General features: G+C 43.3%; 17 protein-coding genes and 1 pseudogene. 10 read left to right on the top strand and 8 right to left on the bottom strand.

Features of this window, described 5'->3' with window-relative positions:
* Window positions 1–353: 353 nt before the first annotated feature.
* A complete protein-coding gene (gene rpe / locus A0125_RS06845) occupies window positions 354–1,037 on the bottom strand; it encodes a ribulose-phosphate 3-epimerase (protein ID WP_231863153.1) in 684 nt (227 codons plus the stop codon).
* A gap of 173 nt (window positions 1,038–1,210) precedes the next feature.
* Here rpe and A0125_RS06840 point away from each other — a divergent pair, with 173 nt between their 5' ends.
* On the top strand, window positions 1,211–3,013 hold the full coding sequence (locus A0125_RS06840; protein ID WP_066753899.1) for a DEAD/DEAH box helicase: 1,803 nt from the start codon (window positions 1,211–1,213) through the stop codon (window positions 3,011–3,013).
* Window positions 3,014–3,151: 138 nt separating this feature from the next.
* Here A0125_RS06840 and A0125_RS06835 read toward each other — a convergent pair whose 3' ends face one another.
* The 4 genes and pseudogenes from A0125_RS06835 to rlmB form a co-directional block, all read right to left on the bottom strand.
* Entirely contained in the window at window positions 3,152–4,369 is a 1,218-nt protein-coding gene (locus tag A0125_RS06835; RefSeq protein ID WP_066753897.1) for an MFS transporter, read from the bottom strand.
* A 28-nt stretch (window positions 4,370–4,397) separates the two neighbouring features.
* Window positions 4,398–4,925, bottom strand: coding sequence for a TlpA family protein disulfide reductase (locus A0125_RS06830; RefSeq protein ID WP_082784935.1), 528 nt, complete (start codon window positions 4,923–4,925; stop codon window positions 4,398–4,400).
* A gap of 57 nt (window positions 4,926–4,982) precedes the next feature.
* Window positions 4,983–5,869, bottom strand: a pseudogene (locus A0125_RS06825) (isoaspartyl peptidase/L-asparaginase family protein).
* A 160-nt stretch (window positions 5,870–6,029) separates the two neighbouring features.
* Window positions 6,030–6,806, bottom strand: coding sequence for a 23S rRNA (guanosine(2251)-2'-O)-methyltransferase RlmB (gene rlmB, locus A0125_RS06820; protein WP_066753894.1), 777 nt, complete (start codon window positions 6,804–6,806; stop codon window positions 6,030–6,032).
* Window positions 6,807–6,993: 187 nt separating this feature from the next.
* Here rlmB and A0125_RS06815 point away from each other — a divergent pair, with 187 nt between their 5' ends.
* From A0125_RS06815 to metQ, 7 genes are all read left to right on the top strand, one after another.
* Window positions 6,994–8,355 (top strand): helicase HerA-like domain-containing protein, encoded by a 1,362-nt coding sequence (locus tag A0125_RS06815; protein WP_231863152.1) that lies wholly within the window; start codon window positions 6,994–6,996, stop codon window positions 8,353–8,355.
* 217 nt (window positions 8,356–8,572) lie between these two features.
* On the top strand, window positions 8,573–10,102 hold the full coding sequence (locus tag A0125_RS06810) for an NAD(P)H-hydrate dehydratase (protein ID WP_066753888.1): 1,530 nt from the start codon (window positions 8,573–8,575) through the stop codon (window positions 10,100–10,102).
* Window positions 10,103–10,246: 144 nt separating this feature from the next.
* Entirely contained in the window at window positions 10,247–12,109 is a 1,863-nt protein-coding gene (locus A0125_RS06805) for a gamma-glutamyltransferase family protein (RefSeq protein WP_066753886.1), read from the top strand.
* An 80-nt stretch (window positions 12,110–12,189) separates the two neighbouring features.
* On the top strand, window positions 12,190–13,227 hold the full coding sequence (locus A0125_RS06800) for a methionine ABC transporter ATP-binding protein (RefSeq protein WP_066753884.1): 1,038 nt from the start codon (window positions 12,190–12,192) through the stop codon (window positions 13,225–13,227).
* Entirely contained in the window at window positions 13,208–13,678 is a 471-nt protein-coding gene (locus tag A0125_RS06795) for a methionine ABC transporter permease (protein ID WP_231863177.1), read from the top strand. Before A0125_RS06800 ends, A0125_RS06795 begins: the two co-directional genes overlap by 20 nt.
* The gene (locus A0125_RS16085; RefSeq protein ID WP_231863151.1) at window positions 13,582–13,860 is read left to right on the top strand and encodes an ABC transporter permease subunit; all 279 of its coding nucleotides are present in this window, start codon (window positions 13,582–13,584) and stop codon (window positions 13,858–13,860) included. Before A0125_RS06795 ends, A0125_RS16085 begins: the two co-directional genes overlap by 97 nt.
* Window positions 13,861–13,886: 26 nt before the next feature.
* On the top strand, window positions 13,887–14,693 hold the full coding sequence (metQ, locus tag A0125_RS06790) for a methionine ABC transporter substrate-binding lipoprotein MetQ (RefSeq protein WP_066753883.1): 807 nt from the start codon (window positions 13,887–13,889) through the stop codon (window positions 14,691–14,693).
* 7 nt (window positions 14,694–14,700) lie between these two features.
* Here metQ and A0125_RS06785 read toward each other — a convergent pair whose 3' ends face one another.
* The 3 genes from A0125_RS06785 to A0125_RS06775 form a co-directional block, all read right to left on the bottom strand.
* Window positions 14,701–15,474 carry a TIGR03915 family putative DNA repair protein gene (locus A0125_RS06785; RefSeq protein WP_066754281.1) on the bottom strand — a complete coding sequence of 258 codons (774 nt, stop codon included), beginning with the start codon at window positions 15,472–15,474 and terminating at the stop codon, window positions 14,701–14,703.
* An 8-nt stretch (window positions 15,475–15,482) separates the two neighbouring features.
* On the bottom strand, window positions 15,483–16,739 hold the full coding sequence (locus A0125_RS06780) for a putative DNA modification/repair radical SAM protein (RefSeq protein ID WP_066754278.1): 1,257 nt from the start codon (window positions 16,737–16,739) through the stop codon (window positions 15,483–15,485).
* A 424-nt stretch (window positions 16,740–17,163) separates the two neighbouring features.
* Complete coding sequence (locus tag A0125_RS06775) at window positions 17,164–19,758, bottom strand: alpha-L-rhamnosidase (protein ID WP_231863150.1); 2,595 nt, start codon at window positions 19,756–19,758, stop codon at window positions 17,164–17,166.
* 328 nt (window positions 19,759–20,086) lie between these two features.
* Between A0125_RS06775 and A0125_RS06770 the strand changes: the two genes are divergently transcribed.
* Entirely contained in the window at window positions 20,087–21,745 is a 1,659-nt protein-coding gene (locus A0125_RS06770; RefSeq protein ID WP_066753881.1) for an FAD-binding dehydrogenase, read from the top strand.
* 63 nt (window positions 21,746–21,808) lie between these two features.
* The gene (locus tag A0125_RS06765) at window positions 21,809–22,612 is read left to right on the top strand and encodes an SDR family oxidoreductase (protein ID WP_066753880.1); all 804 of its coding nucleotides are present in this window, start codon (window positions 21,809–21,811) and stop codon (window positions 22,610–22,612) included.
* The last annotated feature ends 62 nt before the right edge of the window (window positions 22,613–22,674 follow it).

Genomic DNA, 22,674 nt, shown 5'->3' with positions numbered 1-22,674 from the left:
ATAGTATACAAAAAATTTTGATTAAAAAGAAATACATTGCATACTACACCGCACCGACTGGAATTACCTTTCATTCATAAATTGGAAGAATCACCTTTTCATTTACACTGCATTGAAGATGATAGCCAGGGCACGAAAATCATCATTCTTTGGCAACTTTCTCACGATTTCTTACCTATTCGTAGCGAAAAAATAACGCCGTAACTCTATAGGCAAAAATACTAAATAACCAGCTTTTATACGAAAATAACCCTAATAGGTGGTAAATTTGGAAATATTCTAAATTAACACTTAAACAATTAACTCACAGATTGTTACAATGAATAGTGCGAAACTTGATTTATAAGAATAATTTAGATAGTTCGCAGATCGGAATCAGCTAATTTAAGCGCTTCAATGGTATCGATCGGATTAGCTGAATTGAACACAAAACTACCAGCCACTAAGACATCAGCCCCTGCCTCTATCAATGCTGTAGCATTGCTTAAACTGACTCCACCATCGATTTCAATCAATAAGCTATCATTCACTCCCGTCGCCAGCTGCCGCAATTCACGAATTTTTGTATACGTATGTTCGATAAACTGCTGACCGCCAAAACCTGGATTAACCGACATAATAAGTACCATATCTACATCAGCGATCATGTCTTTAAGCAAATGTACGGGCGTGTGAGGATTAAGCGCTACTCCCGCCAAGCACCCTAATTCTTTGATCGCTGCAATACTACGATGCAGATGCGTACACGCTTCAAAATGTACAGTTATATTTGCCGCTCCAGCCTCCTTGAACTCGGCAAAATACCGATCCGGCTGCTCTATCATCAAATGCACATCCAAAGGTTTAGTGGCGTATTGGTGTATTGCTTTCATCACCGGAAAACCGAAAGATATATTGGGCACAAACACACCGTCCATAATATCGATATGAAACCAGTCGGCCTTACTTTGATTGACCATATCTACATCTCGTTGAAGATGGGCAAAATCTGCTGCGAGCATTGAAGGCGCGATGAGGTGCGGTGTAATCATGTTCATGGTGGTTTTTGAATAAAATCAAAGATACAAGGTTCTGTATCAAATCGCAACGACAAATAGGAAACCCCAAATGGACTCGTAAAATATTGTTTGATAATATTTTAGGTTTTACAACTTATTACTCTTATCTTTGCACCGCCTTAGGCAATATAGCCTATTGTATAATTTATTTCATGAACCCATTTTTAGAATTGGGAATCCGTCATGAGATTGTTAATGCAGTCACCGAGTTAGGTTTCGAAAAACCTTCTCCTATCCAGGAACAAGCCATTCCTGTTTTATTGACTGGCAACAACGATTTTGTCGGATTAGCCCAAACCGGCACAGGGAAGACAGCAGCATTCGGTCTCCCTCTATTAGAACAAATCGATCCTTCACAAAAGCATCCACAAGCCTTAGTACTTTGCCCGACACGTGAATTGTGTTTGCAAATCTCTAGAGATTTGGAAAAATTCGCAAAATACATCGACGGTGTGAGCGTGGTTGCTGTATATGGAGGTGCGAACATTAGTGATCAATTGCGCCAAATCAGACGTGGTGTACAGATCGTAGTCGCTACTCCAGGACGTATGCTGGATATCATCGGCCGTAAAGCTGTTGATTTTTCACAGGTAAATTACGTTGTATTGGACGAAGCAGACGAGATGCTTAACATGGGATTTCAGGAGGATATCAATAATATTCTTTCAGAAACTCCAGACACAAAAAAAACTTGGTTATTTTCTGCCACGATGCCTAAAGAGGTTCGTCGTATTGCGCAGAAATACATGACCGATCCATTTGAATTGACCGTAGGAACTAAAAATACGGGAAATGCAAACATCGAACACCAGTACTTCTTGATCAGAGCTAGAGACAAATACGCTGCTTTCAAACGCATCGTTGACTCGTACCCTCAGATCTTCGGAATCGTATTCTGTCGTACTAAGATCGAAACACAAGAGATCGCAGAAGCGTTGATGAAAGATGGTTACAATGCAGATTCATTGCACGGTGATTTATCGCAGCAGCAACGTGACCGCGTGATGAAACGTTACCGTGACCGTAGCCTTCAGTTGCTTATTGCAACGGACGTAGCTGCTCGTGGTATCGATGTAAACGATGTAACTCACGTAATCAACTATTCGTTGCCAGATGAGGTAGAGAACTATACACACCGTTCTGGTCGTACAGCTCGTGCCGGAAAAACAGGTATTTCGATTTCGTTGGTAAATGTGAAAGAGTTGAGCAAAATTCGTCATATCGAAAAAATCATTGGTAAACCTTTCGAAAAGAAAAATGTGCCAACTGGTTCAGAAGTATGTGAGAAACAGCTTTTCAAAATCGTTGACAAAATCAATAATGTAACGGTCAATCAAGACGAGATCGCACCATTTTTACCTGCGATCATGGATAACTTCCAAGATTTGAGTAAAGAAGAGATCATCGCACGTTTTGCTTCTTTAGAATTCAACAAGTTCTTAGATTATTACCGCAATGCGCCAGATCTTAACGTAGACGCGCGCGATATTCGCTCGGATCGTGGTGAACGTGGAGATCGTCGTGAAGGCCGTAGCAGAGAAGGTTCTAAAGGATATACTCGTTTGTTTATCAACCTAGGATCGGTAGATGATTTCTCTCGTGGTGATATGTTGGGTTACATCTGTAACAATACACGTATCTCTGGTAAGAATATCGGTAAAATCGACTTGAAAGGCGTATTTACCTTCTTCGAGGTGCAAGACGCTGAAGTGGAAAAGGTAATCCAAGGATTCCAGAATGTAGACTTCAACGGTCGTGGTGTACGCATCGAAGTTTCAGGTGAAGGCGGTGGTGGCGGCGAACGTCGTGGCCGCAGCGGTGGCGGAGATCGTCCTCGTGGTGGCCGTCCAAGTGGCGGACGCTCTTACCGTTCTGACGATAGCAGAGGCGGTGGATTCAAAGACTTTTCTGGAAAACGCAGATCTTCTTCTTCGTCTTCTAGAAGCAAGTTCTAAATCTTAGCTTTATAATACACTAAAAGGGATCAATAGTATACTACTGTTGATCCCTTTGTTTTTTGCATATTATTCTTTTTTTAACGCTTTCATTGCTACTAAGGAGCACACACACCCATCAAACCCTATTACCTTTCATTAGCTTGCATCCAAAGGACGGAATGTCACCTTCTTCATATCTGGTAAGAAATAAGCTATAATTCCTAATAAAGGCAAATAAGAACAAACTTGGTAAATGAAGTTGATGGATGTATGATCTGCCCACCAGCCCAGAACAGCAGATCCTAATCCGCCCATACCAAAAGCAAAACCATAAAATAAGCCTGAAACCATGCCCAATTTGCGTGGCAACAACTCTTGCGCGAAAACGAGTATAGCCGCAAAAGCGGAGGAAAGAATAAGTCCGATTATAACGATGAGTATGCCCGTCCAAAATAGGTCTACGTAGGGCAATAGTAATGTAAATGGCGCACAACCCAACACCGAGAACCAAATAATGTATTTGCGACCCACGTAATCACCCAACATTCCTCCCAGAAGAGAACCGACCGCGACCGCAATTAAGAAATAAAACAGATACACTTGCGCTTGTACTTCGGTCAAACCAAAACGTTGAATCGTATAGAACTGAAAATAACTCGTAATACTAGCGGTGTAGAAGTATTTTGAAAAGATGAGTACTAATAAGATGACGACAGACCAATTGATCTTTGCCGGAGATAAATCGGGCAGTAAGATCGCTTTCTTAGGGCGAGATTGCACCAAACGCAGATGTCGGCTGTACCAACGGCCAATATAACCCAAAATGACTTGTGAAATTATCGCGATCAGGGCAAACCAAAGAATATACAATTGACCATTCGGAATGACGATCCAAGCTATCAACAACGGCGCTAAAGCAGCGCCCGTATTTCCACCGATCTGAAACATGGCTTGCGCAAAACTTCTTCGGCCTCCGGCCGACATGTAGGCTACGCGTGCCGATTCGGGATGAAAGATCGAAGAGCCAATCCCGACTAAAATTACAGAAATCAAAATCCACTCGTAATTGGCTGCGTAGGCTAAAGAGACCATCCCCGCCGTAGAAAACAACATGCCGATTACTTGTGAATAGGGTTTAGGATGCTTATCGGTATAAGCGCCAACTACAGGCTGAAAAATGGAAGCTGATAATTGAAAACACAGCGTGATGACACCAATCTGTGCCATACTCAGATCGTACTGCGCTTCTAGACGTGGATAAATTGCCGGAATAACGGATTGCAATAAATCGTTGAACAAATGCGCAACACATACTGCCAGCAAGAGCGCATAAGTTGGCTTCTGTAGATTATTCGAAGCGAAAATAGAGGGCATAAAGCAAATATGTTAGCGAAGAAAAATCTTAATTTTTGTAGTTAATCAATTCGGTGTATAACACTTCACCCGAACTCGGCCTTGGTGCTTGCTTTAGTACGACTTCTCCATCTTTAACAATGATGTAATACGGAATACCAAATGCCTTACGCCCTTGATAAATTTGGGAAAATTTCGCTTGAATATCCTTGTACAGCGATTTGTTTGCACGCATGTGATAGCCAGATAAATCACGTTGTTGAATAAATTCCTGCCATTTTTGGTGATCCTTATCTTGATCCATCGATAGGTATAGCAGATCAATGTCATGCTTGGCAGCTACATCATGCAAAGCATCTTTATAGGCAAATTCGGCAATGCATGGTCCGCACCACGTAGCCCAAAGGTCAATATACACTGTGCGGCCTGAAAATTTGGCCAGTACTTGATCAAAAGTATTAAGCTTTTCATATTCTTCTACAAACACTGCCTTAGAAGATTGTTGCGTACTATGTATGGCCGATTGACCTGCACCCCATAAAGGCAACATGCACAATAAAACATAGAATAATTTCATGTTTACTAGGATTTGATATCACTGCCGTACATCAGAATGATGATCATGCAGTTAGTGTTATTTATAAATCTGAATATCAACTGTACCATCAGCTTTGATTGTACCTCGGTACATACCAGCCGTGTTGAATGGCATCGCAACTTCACCTTGCTGATTGATCGCGATCAAACCGCCATCTCCACCCAAATCTTCGACCTTTTTAATGGTTGCTTCAGCAGCTTCTTTTAATGTCGCTCCGCCATACTGAATCCGAGCAGCCACATCGTAGGCGGCTACCGCACGAATAAAAAACTCACCCCAGCCAGTACAAGAAACAGCAACTGTCTTATTATCTGCATAATTACCAGCACCCGTAATCGGCGCATCGCCCACTCGACCATATCGTTTGTTGGTCATGCCCCCAGTCGATGTTGCTGCGGCCAGATTTCCAGCGCGATCAACTGCTACAGCGCCCACCGTACCATATTTGTAATCTTTATATACTTCGGGAATACTTGATTGCTCATCATGATCCAATTGGGTAGCTAAAGAATCTAATGCTCTAGCTTTCTGCAATCCTTGCCAGCGTTCTTTGGTGTAGAAATAGCTTGGATCTACGATGTCCAAACCTTGTTCTTTTGCAAATTGCTCTGCCCCATCACCTACCATCATCACGTGTGGAGAATGTTGCATCACGCGCGCGCCAGTTGGATCGGACTTTTTACATTAGTAACTCCCGCTACAGCGCCAGCACTCAAGGTCTTACCGTCCATAATAGCAGCATCCAACTCATTTTTGCCGTCGCTGGTAAACACAGCGCCTTTTCCAGCATTGAACAATGGATTTTCTTCCAAAACCTTTACGGCAGCTTCTACAGCATCCAAGCTAGTACCATCTTCCTGCTGCAATACGCGATAACCAGCTAACAACGCCTGCTTCAAGCCATCTTTATATGCAGTTTCCATCGAGTCGGTCAGGTTTTTCTTCAAAATTGTACCTGCACCACCGTGAATAGCCATTACGTACGTATCTTGCTGCGCCACGGCAAACTGCAGCGCGAAGCACATGGATAAAGTGGTGAGCATCAGGAATTTTCGGATCATCTTAAAAGAATTTGTATTTGCCTTATTGAGCGCGTTGTCTAATAGCTTCATAAATCACCACGCCAGCCGATACCGACACATTCAGGGATTTGATTTCTCCGAACATTGGGATGCGCGCTAGTTTGTCCGATATTCGAATCAAATCGTCCGAAACGCCCACATCTTCAGCCCCCATCACGATACAGGTCGGCACGGTATAATCTACATCATGAATTGAATCTTCGGTTTTCTCCGTACTCACCACCATCTGTACGCCTGAATCGATCAAGAAACGTCCTACTTTTCCCAAAGAATCTTGGCGACAAACAGGAATTTTATACAAAGCACCGGCTGAGGTCTTAATCGCATCTGGATTGATTTCTGCCGATCCTTTTTTCGGTACAATGATGGCGTGCACTCCAGCACATTCGGCCGTACGTGCAATGGCACCCATATTACGCACATCCGTCACGCCGTCGAGCATTAATAATAGCGGAGTTTCTCCTTTCTCATAAATGGTGGGCAACAAATCTTCAATCTGTTGGTACGTAATCGGTGAAATCACCGCAATCACCCCTTGATGATTTTTGCGAGTAATGCGGTTCAGCTTTTCAATAGGCACTTGTTGGGAAGGTAAATTGTGCTCTTTGAGTAAGGCCTTCAATTCCATCAACAATCCACCACTTAGCCCTCGCTGAATAAAAAGGGATTCAATCTCTTTCCCACTATCTATGGCTTCCATCACGGCACGAATACCAAATACCATCTGATTAGACTCTCTTTTTTCACCACGAGGTTCTCTACGCTGAAATTGCTGCATAATTTGTTACTATTAAAAGCTCAAAAGTAATCATTAAAATCGACGTAAGACGGGATACCCTAGGAAAAGATCGTTTGCCAACTGAGCGTAAATAATTTATCATTTTCAATAGGCAAAATTCTCTTCCATCTGATACTTTCACTTAATGAGGATTAATTTGTTATTTTTAATTCGCAAAACCTGAGCTATGAAACAGCAATTTATTGAAAAAGTGTCCGCATCGTACAAACCAAAAGGTGCTTTTATACAATTAGGATCTGGTATTTTGGACGGTGAAGTGGTAACTGACGCAAAAGTAAACTTAGCGCTTCGCATGATGAACCGACACGGCCTGATTGCTGGTGCAACGGGAACGGGCAAAACACGTACTTTGCAACTCATAGCCGAACAACTTTCGGATGCGGGCGTGCCGGTATTTATGTTGGACGTAAAAGGTGATTTATCGGGCCTGGCCGAACCTGGAAAAACCAATGACGCATTACTAGAAAGAGGCCAAGCGGTTGGAATCCCTTTCGAACCTTCTTCATTTCCAGTCGAGCTATTTTCATTAAGCGGCAAGTTAGGCGCTCCTATGCGTCTAACCGTAGGCGATTTTGGCCCTGTGTTGCTATCTCGCATTCTTGACCTTAATGATACGCAGTCAGGTGTGTTGAGCGCCATATTTAAATATGCACAAGACACCGATCTGCCCCTCGTAGATCTGGACGACTTAAAGAAGTTGCTTTCCTATTTATCAGAAGGCGCTGGCGCAGCCGAAATCAAAGACGATTATGGACGCATCAGCAGTGCCAGTTCTGGCGCCATACTCAGAAAGATTGTAGCTATCGAACAGCAAGGTGTTGCTCACCTATTTGGCGAAAAAGAATTCGATATCCAAGATCTTTTTGGCAAGGTAGATGGCAAAGGAGTTATTACGCTGTTAAATATCGCGGATGTTCAGGATCAGCCACAGCTATTTTCCACTTTTTTATTGAGTTTGCTCGCCCAATTATTCAAAAAATTGCCCGAGGTAGGCGATCTGGATCAACCCAAATTGGTTTTCTTTTTTGATGAAGCGCATTTATTATTCAATGGTGCATCAAAAGCTTTTCTTGGGCAAATCGAACAGATTGTGCGATTGATCCGCTCCAAAGGAGTCGGCGTTTTCTTTTGTACGCAAGCGGCAAGTGATATAGCAGAAAGTGTGTTAGGGCAGCTTGGAAACAGAGTGCAACATGCGCTGCGCGCATTTACACCTAATGATGCAGAAAACTTGCGTAAAACGGTGCGTACCTATCCTACTTCAGAATTCTACGCCATTGATAAAATACTGACGGCATTGGGAACAGGACAAGCATTAATCACCGTATTGAATGACAAAGGTATCCCGACCGAGGTAGTAGCCACGCACCTTGTGCCTGCGCGCGCCGTTATGGGACCTGCATCGCCTGAAACGTATAATCGTATCATTGCAGGATCTGACGCTACAACAAATATCAGGAACGCGTCGAGCGGCGATCAGCAGCCGAAATTATTATCGAACGCCAGCAACAGCAAGAAGCTATTTTAGCACGTGAACAGATCGAAAAAGCTGCGCAGAAGGCAGCATCGAGCTCCAAAACGACATCTTCACCACGCTCTAGAAGACAAACTCCGCTAGAAGCGGCACAAACTACCGCCAGTAGGACATTAGCACGCGAGGGAACCAAATTATTAGGAAAATTAGCAAACGGATTGTTAGATATGTTCCTCAAAAGAAGGAAGTAAACCGTATCTTGTAGTTAGCTATGAAAATATTGACCGCTTCTGACATCCGCAAAGCCGATCAGGCTACCATAGATCGGCAAGGCCTGCGGTCTTTCGATTTAATGGAACGCGCGGCAAATAGCTTGTATAAACAAATCACAGAGGATTATCCTTCGTTTGAAACTTCGTTTGTGATCTTTTGTGGTACCGGGAATAATGGTGGTGATGGCTTGGCGCTGGGACGGTTACTTTTTCAATCTGGCCGTGACGTACGCATCTTTCTGCATCAGGCAGACAAATACAGCGCCGATAATCAGGAAAACCAGAAACGGCTGCAACAAGCAGGCATCCCGATAAAGTGCTTTACAGATGCTATCCCGACAGACTTTGAAACGCAAGATGTGCTTATCGATTCGCTCTATGGCATTGGACTTTCTCGTCCTTTGTCCAAAGCATGGCGAGCTGTTATTGAGGCCATCAATGCATCGGATCGTGCAATATTGGCGATCGACATTCCTTCGGGAATGTATTCAGATCAGCCTTCTTCAAAAGAGATGCTCGTCATCAAAGCGCATCATACATATACTTTGCAATGTCCCAAAATTGCCTTACTACAACCAGAAAACGCAGCATATGTGGGCGAACTAACGGTAGTAGATATACAATTGGATACGAGCGCATTATCAGCAGTTGATAGTTCTTATTTTTTCACCACATTAGATACGATTCAATCACGCTGTTCGTTGCCGAGTCGCTTTGCGCACAAAGGCACGTTTGGCCATGCCTTGATCGTGGGCGGAAGCTATGGTAAAATCGGCGCTATTCATCTCAGCGCAAAAGCCGCACTTCGAACTGGTTGTGGTATGGTCACAATCTATAGCGCAGCTTGTGCCAACCCGATCCTGCAAACAAATTTTCCAGAAGCGATGTTGCAGACAGATCCCGAACTCAATCATATAACTTCTTTTCCAAAGACTATCGATTCTTACGCTGCCATCGGAGTCGGAATGGGAATGGGGCAAAGTGCAGATACAAAGCAAGCGTTTTTTCAATTTTTACGAGCGCTAGCTGCTTCGAAATCCCCTAAATTGGTATTGGATGCAGATGCATTGAATCTATTAGCGCAGCAGCCCGAAAGCTTAAATGATCTACCATTAGAAAGCATCCTCACGCCACATCCAAAAGAACTACAACGCCTAATCGGATCTTGGACCGACGACTGGGAAAAGCTCGAAAAAACGCGCGCATTTGCGCAGCAACATCAGGTCGTCGTGTTGATTAAGGGCGCTAACACGGCAGTAGTATTACCCGACGGAACGATCCATTTTAATACCACTGGCAATTGGGGAATGGCTACAGCAGGCAGTGGCGACGTACTGGCGGGCATCATCACCTCGCTGCTCGCGCAAGGATTTTCTAGCGAAGATGCTGCGCTTACAGGCGTTTATTTGCATGGCTTGGCTGGCGATCTCGCTGTGCAAACCATGCATCCAAAAAGCCTGATAGCGTCGGATATTATCGACGGTATTTCAAAGGCTTGGCATGTAGTTTTGCCATTTTGTATTACGTAGTGATTCCAGAGAATATGCGGCAAGGGTTTCCCCACTCCCCACAAAATTGATATATTGCGTTTCCAAATAGCAACTGTACCATGCAAATTTCCTTTCGACATATTTTTTCTAAATCTAGCTCTGTCTTATCCGCACTTTTTTTTAATGAGTGGCACTTTTACCTTCGCACAACAAACACAAAAACCGCCGTTGCATGGTAAACATTGGATGGCGATTACGGGCAAACCGCTAGCGGCGACAGCTGGAGCGCAATTATTTCAGCAGGGCGGAAATGCGGTCGATGCAGCTTGTGCGATGTTGGGCGCGACCTGTACCATGTGGGATGTATTGAGCTGGGGCGGAGAAACCCAAGCATTAATCTATCATCCAGAACTCAAAAAAGTGATCGCCATCAATGCGTTGGGCGTGGCACCGACTGGAGCAACGGTTGATTTTTTCAAATCAAAAGGTTACGAGTTTCCGCCAGAATATGGCCCATTAGCCGCAGTTACTCCGGGCACACCGGGCGGTTTATGCTATATGCTCGCCAAGTATGGTACAAAAAGTTTGAAAGAAGTATTGCAACCGTCTATGCAAATGGCGGCCGGCTATCCAATCGAGGCACAAACAGCAAATAGTATCGAGCGTGGTAAAGAACGGATCAAACAATGGCCGTATAGCAAGGAAGTATTCTTAGTGCACCAAGGTGAAGAGCGCGAAGCGCCCGAAGCTGGTGAAATATTTGTGCAAAAAGAGCTGCTTCAAACGTTAGAGAAAATGGTCGAAGCGGAACAAAATGCATTAGCCGCGGGCAAAAGTCGCGAAGAGGCGATTATGGCAGCACACCATCGTTTTTATACGGGAGATATCGCAGCAGAATTCGTTCGTGGCAGTCAGGAGCATGGTGGACTCATCACGATGGAAGATTTGGCTAACTGGCGCCCGATTGAGGAAGAACCTTTGCAGATCAACTATAAAGGCATTGATGTGTATAAGCTACAGTCTTGGACGCAAGGACCAGCCATGCTGCAAGCCTTGAATATCCTCAAGCAATTTGATTTAAAAGGCATGGGATACAATTCGGCGCCATATATTCATACCGTGTATCAAGCCATGAATCTGGCTTTTGCGGATCGTGATTTCTATTATGGGGATCCCGCATTCCAACCCAAAACACCAATCGACGGTTTGTTAAGTGATGGCTATGCGGTGAAAAGAGCCGCCCAAATAGATCCTACAAAAAATGATCCTTCTGTCGAGCCGGGCGATCCATATCCTTTTGAAAGTCGTCAAAATCCTTATCTTGATTTATTGGCGAAAAGACGACAACTGACAGATACTACAGCACGTGAACAAGGTGATTTCGTACCAAAACATGACGCTACCGCTCATCTGCAAAATACTGACAGCTTATATCATGATCGCTTACTTCGTGGTACCACAAGTATCGAAGCAGCGGACGCGGAAGGCTGGGTAATATCGATTACGCCGAGCGGCGGATGGTTGCCCGCATTTATCGCCGGCCATACTGGCGTCGGCATGAGCCAACGCTTGCAAAGCTTTGTATTGGATCCGCTGATCAGTCCATTCAATGTAGTTGAGCCGGGCAAACGTCCGCGCGTAACCTTGACACCTGCTATGGCACTCAAGGATGGCAAACCTTACTTATCCTTTGCCGTGCAAGGTGGTGATACGCAAGATCAAAACCTGTTGCAATTCTTTTTGAATGTAACGGAGTTCGGCATGACGCCACAGCAAGCGGCTGAAGCAGCGAACATCAATAGCAATCAATTGTGGTTGTCTCTGGGTGGTACAAAATTAGCCGATCGTAAGCCCAGAGCAGGCAGTCTATTGTTAGATAAACGCACGCCAGCCGATGTCGTGAAGCAATTGGAAGCAATGGGATATGCTATTCAATTTGGCGAACGAAATAGTGGACCGATCAATGCCATTTATTTCGATGATAAGCACGGTACGCTTTGGGGCGGCAGTAGCAACCACGGCGAAGATTATGGAATTGCCTGGTAGCAAAAAACTATTGATCCAGTAGACTAAAAATAAATTGTTTTTACGTACTTTTGGGACACTTTTTAGCGCGTGTACCCAGAATGATTAACGTTAAACATATTTCCAAAACATATACAACCAGTAAAGGAAGACAAGTTCAAGCATTGGATGATGTGTCCTTCACGGTGAAGAAAGGGGAAATTTTCGGTATTATTGGAAGTTCCGGAGCAGGGAAAAGTACGATTTTGCGCTGTCTCAACCTTTTGGAAAGACCTGACAAGGGCGAAATTTGGTTAGCTAATACGCAGCTCACCAATCTGAGCGAACGACAACTGCAGCGAGAAAGACAGCAGATCGGAATGATTTTTCAGCATTTCAACTTACTGTCATCGCGTACTATTTTTGACAATATTGCATTGCCACTGGAGCTTACTAAAACCCCCAAGCACGATCTTCATACACGTGTGACTGAATTATTGGAATTAGTAGGATTATCGGACAAAGCAAATGACTATCCAAGCAATCTTTCGGGCGGACAAAAACAGCGTGTGGCTATTGCACGCGCTTTGGCCAACAACCCTACTCTATTGCTATGTGACGAAGCAACGAGTGCATTAGACCCGGGAACTACTAAATCCATTCTCAACCTTTTGCAGACAATCAATACCAAACTGCAAATTACGATCGTATTGATCACCCATGAGATTCATGTGGTAAAAGCGATCTGTGATCGCGTCGCGGTTGTGCAAGATGGCAAGATTGTAGAACTAGGTGATCGTTCTCAGATCTTTGGATCGCCAGAGCACCCCCATACCGCCGCATTCGTTGCATCTGCTGTACAAGCTGATTTGCCAATCGCTTATCAGTTGCAAGTACAGCCCGAAAAAATCGCAAATACCGACGATGTGCTGATACGCATACAAGCACGTGATAATACCGATTATTCTTTTGCTGAATTGCAGCAGAAATTTTCTATACGTGTTGCCATCATCGAAGCACGCATCGAAACCATCGGAGAATTGAAAATCAGTTCGTCCATAGTTCGCCTTTCTGGAGATCAATTAGATGAAGCTGTCGCATTTTCCTCAAATCATTACTTTAACACCGAAATATTAGGCTATGTCTCCCGAAGTTATTAATCTGCTTATTGCTGGAACTGGGGAAACCCTCGTCATGACCTTTGTATCGTGCTTTTTTGGATTTTGCCTTGGGCTGCCGACTGGAATTTATCTTTTTGCTTCGCGCAAAGGAGGCATGTTGGAAAATCGTACGGCACACAATATCACATCTTTTGTCGTAAACGTATCTCGATCCATTCCTTTCATTATCCTGATTGTATGGATGATTCCGTTTACTAGAAGTATCGTCGGCACGTCGATTGGGCTCAAAGCAGCCTTAGTACCACTAAGTATTGGTGCAGCGCCATTTATTGCACGACTTATTGAGAATAGCTTAATGGATCTGCCGGTCGGTTTAGTAGAAACTGCGAAGCTATGGGCGCCACACAATTTCAAATTATCAAAAAAGTGCTATTACCAGAAGCATTGCCTTCTATTATCAATCATGCGACCGTTACGCTTATCACTTTAGTCGGTTACTCAGCAATGGGCGGCGCCGTTGGAGCTGGCGGATTAGGACAGATTGGTTATCAATACGGCTATATTGGATATGATGCACAGATTATGAATGCCGTGCTCATTTTACTTATTTTGATGGTCATCCTGATCCAATACAGTGGAGATTTTATATCCAAAAAATTCGATCATCGTTAATCTTATTATTACTCAATACACACATTATGCGTTACATCATCGCTCCTCTAATTTCTTTTGTTTTATCCACACTTTTCCTCGCTTGCGGCAGCAATGCTACTGACGAACATACCATTCGTGTAGGTATCGTTGCTGGCCCAGAAAAAGAAATTGCCGAGGCAGCCAAAAAAGTAGCAAAAGAAAAATTCAATTTGGAAGTAGAATTAGTCACTTTCAATGATTACGTAATGCCCAATGAAGCACTAAGCACTGGCGATATTGATGCCAATGCTTTCCAACATGTACCCTATCTTACCGAGCAATCCAAGCAACGCGGATATAAATTGGCGGTGATTGGAAATACATTTGTATATCCAATTGTGGCGTATTCCAAAAAGATCAAATCAGTGGCAGAGTTAGCCAACAATGCGACCATTGCGATCCCAAATGATCCTACCAATGGTGGCCGTTCCCTATTGATGTTGCAAGAGCAAGGGTTGATCAACTTGAAGGACAATACGGGCATTATGCCGAAAGTGATCGACATCACAGCTAATCCCAAAAATTTGCGAATCTTAGAACTTGAAGCACCACAACTTCCTAAGGTATTGGACGATAAAGAAGTAGCTATTGCTATCATAAACAACAATTTCGCAGCACAGGCAGGGTTGGATGCGGATAAATTGGGGCTTTTCCGCGAAAGCAAAGATTCCCCTTATATGAATGTGATCGTGACACGGGAAGACAATAAAGATTTGGAAAAAGTCAAACAATTTTTGCAAGCGTACCAATCCGACGAAGTAGAGCAGAAAGCCTTAGAATTATTCAAAGGACAAGCTGTAAAAGGCTGGTAATAAATTACTAAAGATCAAACTTCTCATTAAGGTACTTCCAGTAACGCTTTGGTACATGCTGAAGATGCAGTTTGGTATTTTTACGTTCGGTGATATTGGTACTACGAAAATACCGACGCCATAATTCATCGTATAAAGCTTCACGCTCTTCACCACGAGCGATTAGCTCCGCTTCGGAAGGAAGATCGCTTAGATGAATTTCCACCACCTCGGTCTGATTATAATAAACGCCATAATCGCGCTTGATATCATAAATCACCCACGATTGATCCGCGTAGCGATCTCTAAAATGCGGAATGATGAGTGGCAAAACGTTAAAGTCAGGATCAATTTTGGCAAAAAACAGCTCATCACTTAATTTCCGAAACCGCACAAAAGCCTTGAATCGGTGTCGCTCACGCGATACCGATTTATTTATTTGTTTGATGCGCAACACATCTTCATGTCCATAATTTCGAGATAAATTCACTCCTTCAGGCGTAAGATAATGACGCACCAATCGCAAGATAAGATCTTCTACACCATCCAATTCGGAAAGGTAAGCCGCATATAATTCCTGAAAATCCTTCTTCCCTACCCGATGAATAATTCCTTTTTTTACGCGTGCAGCTTTCGCCTCATCAGTATGTACTTCATGCCGTGCGCCAAAGAGATCGGCTTGATCGGCGTACGCATCGCTCCGTATCGTCGCTGACACAAACTTATATTCGTAGACCTCGAATAGAGCGGTTAACAATCCGACCCAGCTACCATCGTAGGACAACGTGATTCGTTGCTGCATGGCCAACATTAGAATAAAGTCAATTGTTGATTAAATACCTTTTTGTACTTGGTGTGCGAGGCTGCCAAGATGTAATGTTTAATCATTTCGGCTGGCCGATCCGACATTAGCGGCACAAAACCTTGACAGGATATAAAGTAGCGCACTTTATTGGCTGATATTCCAATTTTTTGCAAATGTTCCATCCGTAGTGCACCGAATCTTCGCGCAGCAACAATCTTTTTGGCCGAAGTAACACCGATTCCAGGTACACGTACAATCGCCTCGTAAGGTGCACGGTTAATATCGACCGGAAACTGATGCATATTTCGCAAGGCCCAACCCAATTTTGGATCGATATCGAGGTCTAAATTCGGATGGCGTTCGTTCACTATTTCATCGCGCTTAAAACCATAAAAACGCAACAGCCAATCGGATTGATAGAGTCGATTTTCGCGTATCACAGGCACATCTGATCCAAGACCGGGAAGACGATTGTCGTTAGAAATCGGTATGTATCCAGAGTAATACACTCGTTTTAAATTATACTGCGAATAATAATGGTCTGCCGTCTTCATAATATGCATATCGGATTCGCCCGAGGCACCGATAATCATCTGTGTACTTTGGCCAGCAGGCGCAAATTTGGGGGTAGAGCGAAAAATCTTCTTCTCTTCTTTAGTGCGAATGATCTGATTTTTTAAATAATCCATCGGCACATCCATGTCTTTCCGATTCTTCTCTGGAGCTAATAGTTTCAAACCCGTCTCAGTCGGTATTTCCAGATTTACACTTAAGCGATCGGCGTACAAACCTGCTTCGTTGAGCAAATCGTCAGATGCACCGGGAATTGTTTTTAGATGGATATAGCCATTGAAATTATGCTCTTGTCGTAGTTTTTTGGCAATTAGCACTAATCTTTCCATGGTATAATCTGCATTCTTGAAAATGCCCGAGCTTAAAAAAAGACCTTCAATATAATTCCTTCGGTAAAAATTTATAGTTAAATCAACAACTTCTTGTACCGTGAATGCCGCGCGTTTAATATCATTGCTCCTTCTTGAAACACAGTAGGCGCAATCGAAAATACAATGATTTGTGAGCAATATTTTGAGTAGCGATACACAGCGACCATCTTCCGTATAGGTATGACAGATGCCAGCTCCTGTATTTCCTAAACCACCTTTCTTGTTTTTTCGATCGCTTCCGCTCGAACTACAACTAACATCGTATTTCGCCGCATCGGCCAAAATTTCCAACTTTTCCTTAATCCGATCGTCTGCCATACTATTTTTTTTGGATTCGATGATTGATTTTCTTACGACCAATCTGATTACCAAATATAAATAAAACTAATTTTATTAGCAATAAAACTATAAAAAATAGTATTTGCCGTAATATTGGTCACCGAGAAGATGTGAGGTGAAAGAGTATTCAAGGAAAGTAACTTGGATTTGGTGTTAATATCTCCGATTAATGGCATAAAAAAAAGGTTTTCAAACGGGGAGAATGAAAACCTTTACTAACCAATTATAAACCTAAATTATGATGACACAAAGATAGTGTAAAAAATACACTATCAAAATTATTTCGAACTATTTTTTAATTTCAGACAAAACGATGACACGAAGCGGGATACTATTCAAGATAAAACTAGATTAGCCATACGCAATAAGATGACAAATAGCTAAAAAAGTATTTACTGAACACCTATTCCTTCAGCTTGACCTTTATACTATGTGTGCCCGCAATTAATTTTTGCGGCGAATTTTTGGCTGCATTTTCCGGCAGGTAAAGTGTTGCGCTGGCGTTAGCAGGAATAGTTACGGTATACGTTACCGTCTTATCAGCATTCCGCTTCCATTTGGAAACTATAGTACCATATGGCGAACGATGACTCACTTCCGAATGTGCCAATCCTTGTGGAAACATTGGGCGCAGCAAGGTATGTTTAAAACCTGGTCGCTCTGGATCAGGATGTATGCCTCCGATAGATTTGAAAAACCAACCTCCGATCTCGCCAAACATCATGTGATTATCCGAAATGTCTCTTTCAGCCTGCAAATCCCAATTTTCTAATAAGGTAGTTGCTCCATTCACTACCCACCAACCCCACGACGGATAAGTATCTTGCACCGCAACTTTATACGCTGTCGCTCCATAACCGTTGTCTTTCAAAGCATCCAATAATGCCTTTGCGCCTAAAACACCGACATCAAGATGGAAATTAGTTTCTTCTACTTTTTTATTCAAATTGGCGGCTACTTTTGCAATCATATCTTCTGGCACGACTTTCCAAAACAAAGGCACACTCAATTCCGTCTGTGTACCATCGGCATATATGCCTTGCTCTCGATCTAGGAACTTGGTATTGATCGCATTTTTAATTTTTTGGCTCAATGCTTCATATTTTTGTTGATCTTGAGTTTTCCCAAAAAGTTTAGCTGCTTTTGCCAGAATAAAGGCATCGGTATAGAAATAGACTGAAGAAGTCAATTCTAGATTCGATGTGGACTGCACCGGCACCCAATCTCCCCGACCAAAAGTCGTCAGCCCGGTAGGACTAATCCGCTCGACATAATCCACATACCGTTTGATGTTTTCATACGAATCTGCCAACAATTTCGAATCACCATAGAACATATAAACTTGCCATGGAATGATCGCAATTGTACTTGTCCAATCCAGACCATTTGCTGTGCCATAACCCCAACCGCCTGTCGGAATAATGTCGGGCAAAACGCCATTTGGTTGCTGCTCATCGCGATGATCAGCAATCCATTTTTCGTACACGGTGATTCCCTCAAAATTGTATAAAGCGGTCTCAATAGCCAAATGCCCATCGCCCGTCCAACCATTCTTTTCGCGTTGCGGACAATCCGTTGGGTATCCCATCAAATTGGACAGATACGCATTATTAGTGACGCGCCACAAATCGTTAATTAGTTTAGAGGATGTTTTCACTTCGCCTAGCGGCGCTACATCACTATGCATAAAAAATGCCGTTACATTGCTAGCATCTAAATGAATTGGTTCACTGCTACTTATCTCCACATAGCGAAATCCTTTATAGTTGAATTTCGCGGTGAACTGATCTTCTTTTCTTCCGCTCAGCGTCAAAATATCAGTTTGGAAAGGATCTTCTTCCTTATCACCGTGGTAATACACATCAATATTTGACAAGTCGATCCGACCGTCGTTATGCAGTCGTTCACCATGTTTGATCTTTAGGATTGTGCCTTCCGCGCCCTTTGCTCGGACATGCGTAACGCCTGCCATATTTTGCCCCATATCAAATACATAAGTGCAATCATTGATCTTTTGGACGGATTGCGGTTCGTACCGACGACCAAACCGGATAGGCACCATTTGTTGCGAAACAATATTGGCGGAGGGAAAACTACGGTAACGAACACCTTGCCATTTCTGATCATCAAATCCCGGACTATCCCAACCTGCCTGTTCTAATCGCGCATCATAATGTTCAGCTGTATAAATACTATTGAAGGTAATCGGTCCTGAGGACGTTTTCCAATCGCGCTCGGATTTGATAGTTTCTGCCGTACCATCGGTGTACACGACATGAAGATCTAAACAAAAAGTCGGTCTTGCTCGCCAGGGCGCATTATGAAAATCCCATACGCCCAACGATTGATGATTGTACCAACCGTTGCCTAATACCACGCCGAGCGCGTTTTGACCTTCCTGCAACTGTGCCGTCACATCATGCGTGACGTAAAGCGTTCGCCGATCAAATCGCGTATACATCGGATCCAAACGATGATCTCCCACCTTTTGTCCGTTGAGCGACAGCTCGTACAATCCGGCCACAGCAATGTATGCGCGAGCACGAGCAACTTCTTTTTTCAGTGTAAACTCCTTTCGAAAATAAGGTGCGGGTTTGTGATCAATGCCATGATGATCGCTAATCCAAGCTCCTTGCCATTGATCCGTGCCCATTTTTCCGGTTTCAAAAATGCTGACCTCCGAACGGTGGTCTTTTCCATCCTTATCCCATGCGATTACTTTCCAGAAATACCGCGTTTGCGGCTGCAACGCCTTACCCTCAAATGTCAGTAATATCTTATCGTCTATTTGTTTTCCTGTATCCCAGATTTGTCCGCGGTCGTTCGCCACCGCCATCGAATCCGTATCCACGAGAATACGATAAGCGGTCTGAACTGCGCCCTGTCGATTATCATTGAGCTTCCAGCTCAATCGCGGATGATCACTATCTATACCGAGCGGATTTACCAGGTGTTCGCAACGAAGGTCGGAAGGCGATCCATCAACAGTATTTGCCATAACGCACTGACACATAATAAATAGGGATAGCAATACAGATAAGCTCTTTATCAATAGAGAAGCAATAGGAGAATGGGTCGAGATCATTAAAATTTTGAAATGCGTACAACGGTCGGTTATACAGGTCATAAAGTATGTTTACAAGGCTGATATAGCCATAAATATAGTACTTCTAATGAAATTATTCGGAACGCAGTTTAGAACATGACGTTAATTATGATGCGAAAAGCAGTAGTCATTGATTGACAATACGACAAAAAACATCATCCAACGAAAATTATTTCCCACAAATACCATAACTTACTCTACTAATCAAGCAAACTAGCACATGAAATCTTCTTATCAACCAGATGTTATCATTATTGGCGCCGGCTTGGCAGGACTAACTGCTGCCATGGAAATCACGAAGGTTGGAAAAAAAGTGCTTCTACTGGATCAAGAAACCGAAGCAAATATCGGAGGACAAGCTTTTTGGTCTTTCGGCGGATTATTTCTGATTAACTCACCCCAGCAGCGGCGAATGGGAATAAAAGATTCTTATGAACTCGCACTTCAGGATTGGAAAGGCACTGCAAACTTTGATCGTGAAGATGATTACTGGCCGCGGAAATGGGCGGAAGCTTATTTGCAATTTGCCGCAAATGAAAAATATACTTACGTCTCTAAGCTTGGCATCAGATTTCTATTTATGGTAGGATGGGCTGAGCGCGGAGATGGATCTGCTGACGGACACGGAAATTCTGTACCTCGTTTTCACGTTAGCTGGGGAACTGGCACCGGCGTAGTAAAACCTTTTGTAGATAAAGCATATGAAGCCCAAAGTAAGGGACTGTTACAGATGAGATTTCGCCACAGCGTCACGGCATTGGTGATGGAGAACCATATCGTAAAAGGCGTAAAGGGCAATATTTTGGAGCGTGATGACAAGGCAAGAGGAGTCGCTACAAACAGAAACATTATTGCGCCCTTCGAATATTATGCTGACCACGTGATTATTGCCTCTGGAGGCATAGGAGCCAACGCGGAATTGGTTGGTACAAATTGGCCAGATCGATTAGGAGCCGCTCCGAAAGACATGCTTTGCGGAGTTCCAAGCTATGTTGATGGGAAAATGATCGGTATCTCAGCGCAGTATGGAGCACACATTATTAATCGCGACAGAATGTGGCATTATACAGAAGGAATACAAAACTGGAATCCCATATGGCCAAACCACGGCATCAGAATATTACCCGGGCCATCCTCCATGTGGTTTGATGCTCGAGGAACGCGACTCCCAGCGCCATATCTACCGGGCTTCGACACCTTGGGGACTTTGAAATATTTACAGAATACGGGCTTCACCTACTCTTGGTTTATCCTTACTCAAAAAATAATCAAAAAAGAATTTGCGCTTTCTGGATCAGAACAAAACCCTGATATTACAGATAAAGATTACTGGCGAGTTGTGAAAAGACTCTTTGGTACAAAAGCTCCTGATCCTGTGGAAGCTTTCAAAAAATACGGTAAGGACTTTCTGGTATCAGATAATCTGGAAACGTTGGTCGATAAAATGAATGAACTATCTGGCGAAAACCTATTAGATTATAAAAAAATTAAGGAGCAGATCGACGCCAGAGATCGTGAACTAGACAATAACTATTCGAAAGACACCCAAGTCAATTATATCCGAAATACCCGAAAATACATGGGAGATCGATTAGGTCGTGTCGCGGCTTTACATAAAATCTTAGATCCTAAAAACGGCCCCTTGATTGCCGTTCGTCTTCATATTCTTACTCGTAAAACATTGGGCGGTATTAAAACCAATCTTAATGCACAGGTATTACAGGAAGATGATGGAGTAATCCAGGGTTTGTACGCTGTAGGCGAAGCAGCGGGCTTCGGCGGTGGCGGCATGCATGGATACCGAGCTTTGGAAGGCACCTTTCTCGGCGGTTGCATTTTCTCGGGAATGAAGGCCGGGCAGTACATTGCAAGGCTTTAAAAAAGCTCATTAACTCATCAAATACAAAAACACGAGTCGTAGCATATCTAAAACAAGACAGCAATGAAAAAGTACTTCGATAATAAAGTGATCTGGATAACAGGCGCTTCGTCTGGCATAGGTGAAGCGCTAGTATATGAATTAGCATCTAAAACCACAGCAAACATCATCCTGTCGTCTAGAAAAGAAAAAGAACTAAACGAGGTCGCACAAAATGCCAAACTTGATGCAGATCGGTACGTGATATTACCGTTGGATCTGGAAGATACTGCAACACTCCCAGATGCTGTAGCGCAAGCTACGCGCGCATTTGGAAAAGTGGATATCATGATTAATAACGCAGGAATATCCCAACGCTCTTTAGCCATTGAAACAAGCTTGGATGTGGATATGCGCCTGATGAATATTAACTTTTTTGGAACCGTAGCACTTACTAAGGCCATATTACCGCATATGATAACTGCGGAAAGTGGTCATATCGTCGTTGTATCCAGTTTAATGGGCGCTTTTGCTGCGCCGATGCGCAGCAGTTATGCAGCTGCCAAGCATGCATTGCACGGATTCTTTGATGCATTACGAGCCGAAATGTATTCCAAGAATATTCTAATCACAATTATCTGTCCGGGTTACGTGCAAACTAATATTTCTATCAACGCATTGACCGGTGATGGCACACCACAAGGTACAATGGATGACGCTACGAGTAAAGGTGTCGCTGTAGAAAAATGTGCAAAAAAAATGCTTGTAGCCATAGCAAATAGAAAAAACCAAGCTTTTATTGGAGGCCAGGAAGTAATGGGAGCTTATCTAAAGCGATTTTTTCCTCTTATGCTCGCCAAAATCATTCGTCATAGAAAAGTGGTGTAGCACCTACTTAGCGCTACGTGTGAACGAATAAGTTGCTGATTACATAAAAATTTGTATTTTTA

Source organism: Sphingobacterium populi (genome assembly GCF_001586775.1).
Classification (GTDB): domain Bacteria; phylum Bacteroidota; class Bacteroidia; order Sphingobacteriales; family Sphingobacteriaceae; genus Sphingobacterium; species Sphingobacterium populi.
Note: the sequence above shows the minus strand (reverse complement) of the source record. Positions and strands in the feature narration are given on the sequence as shown.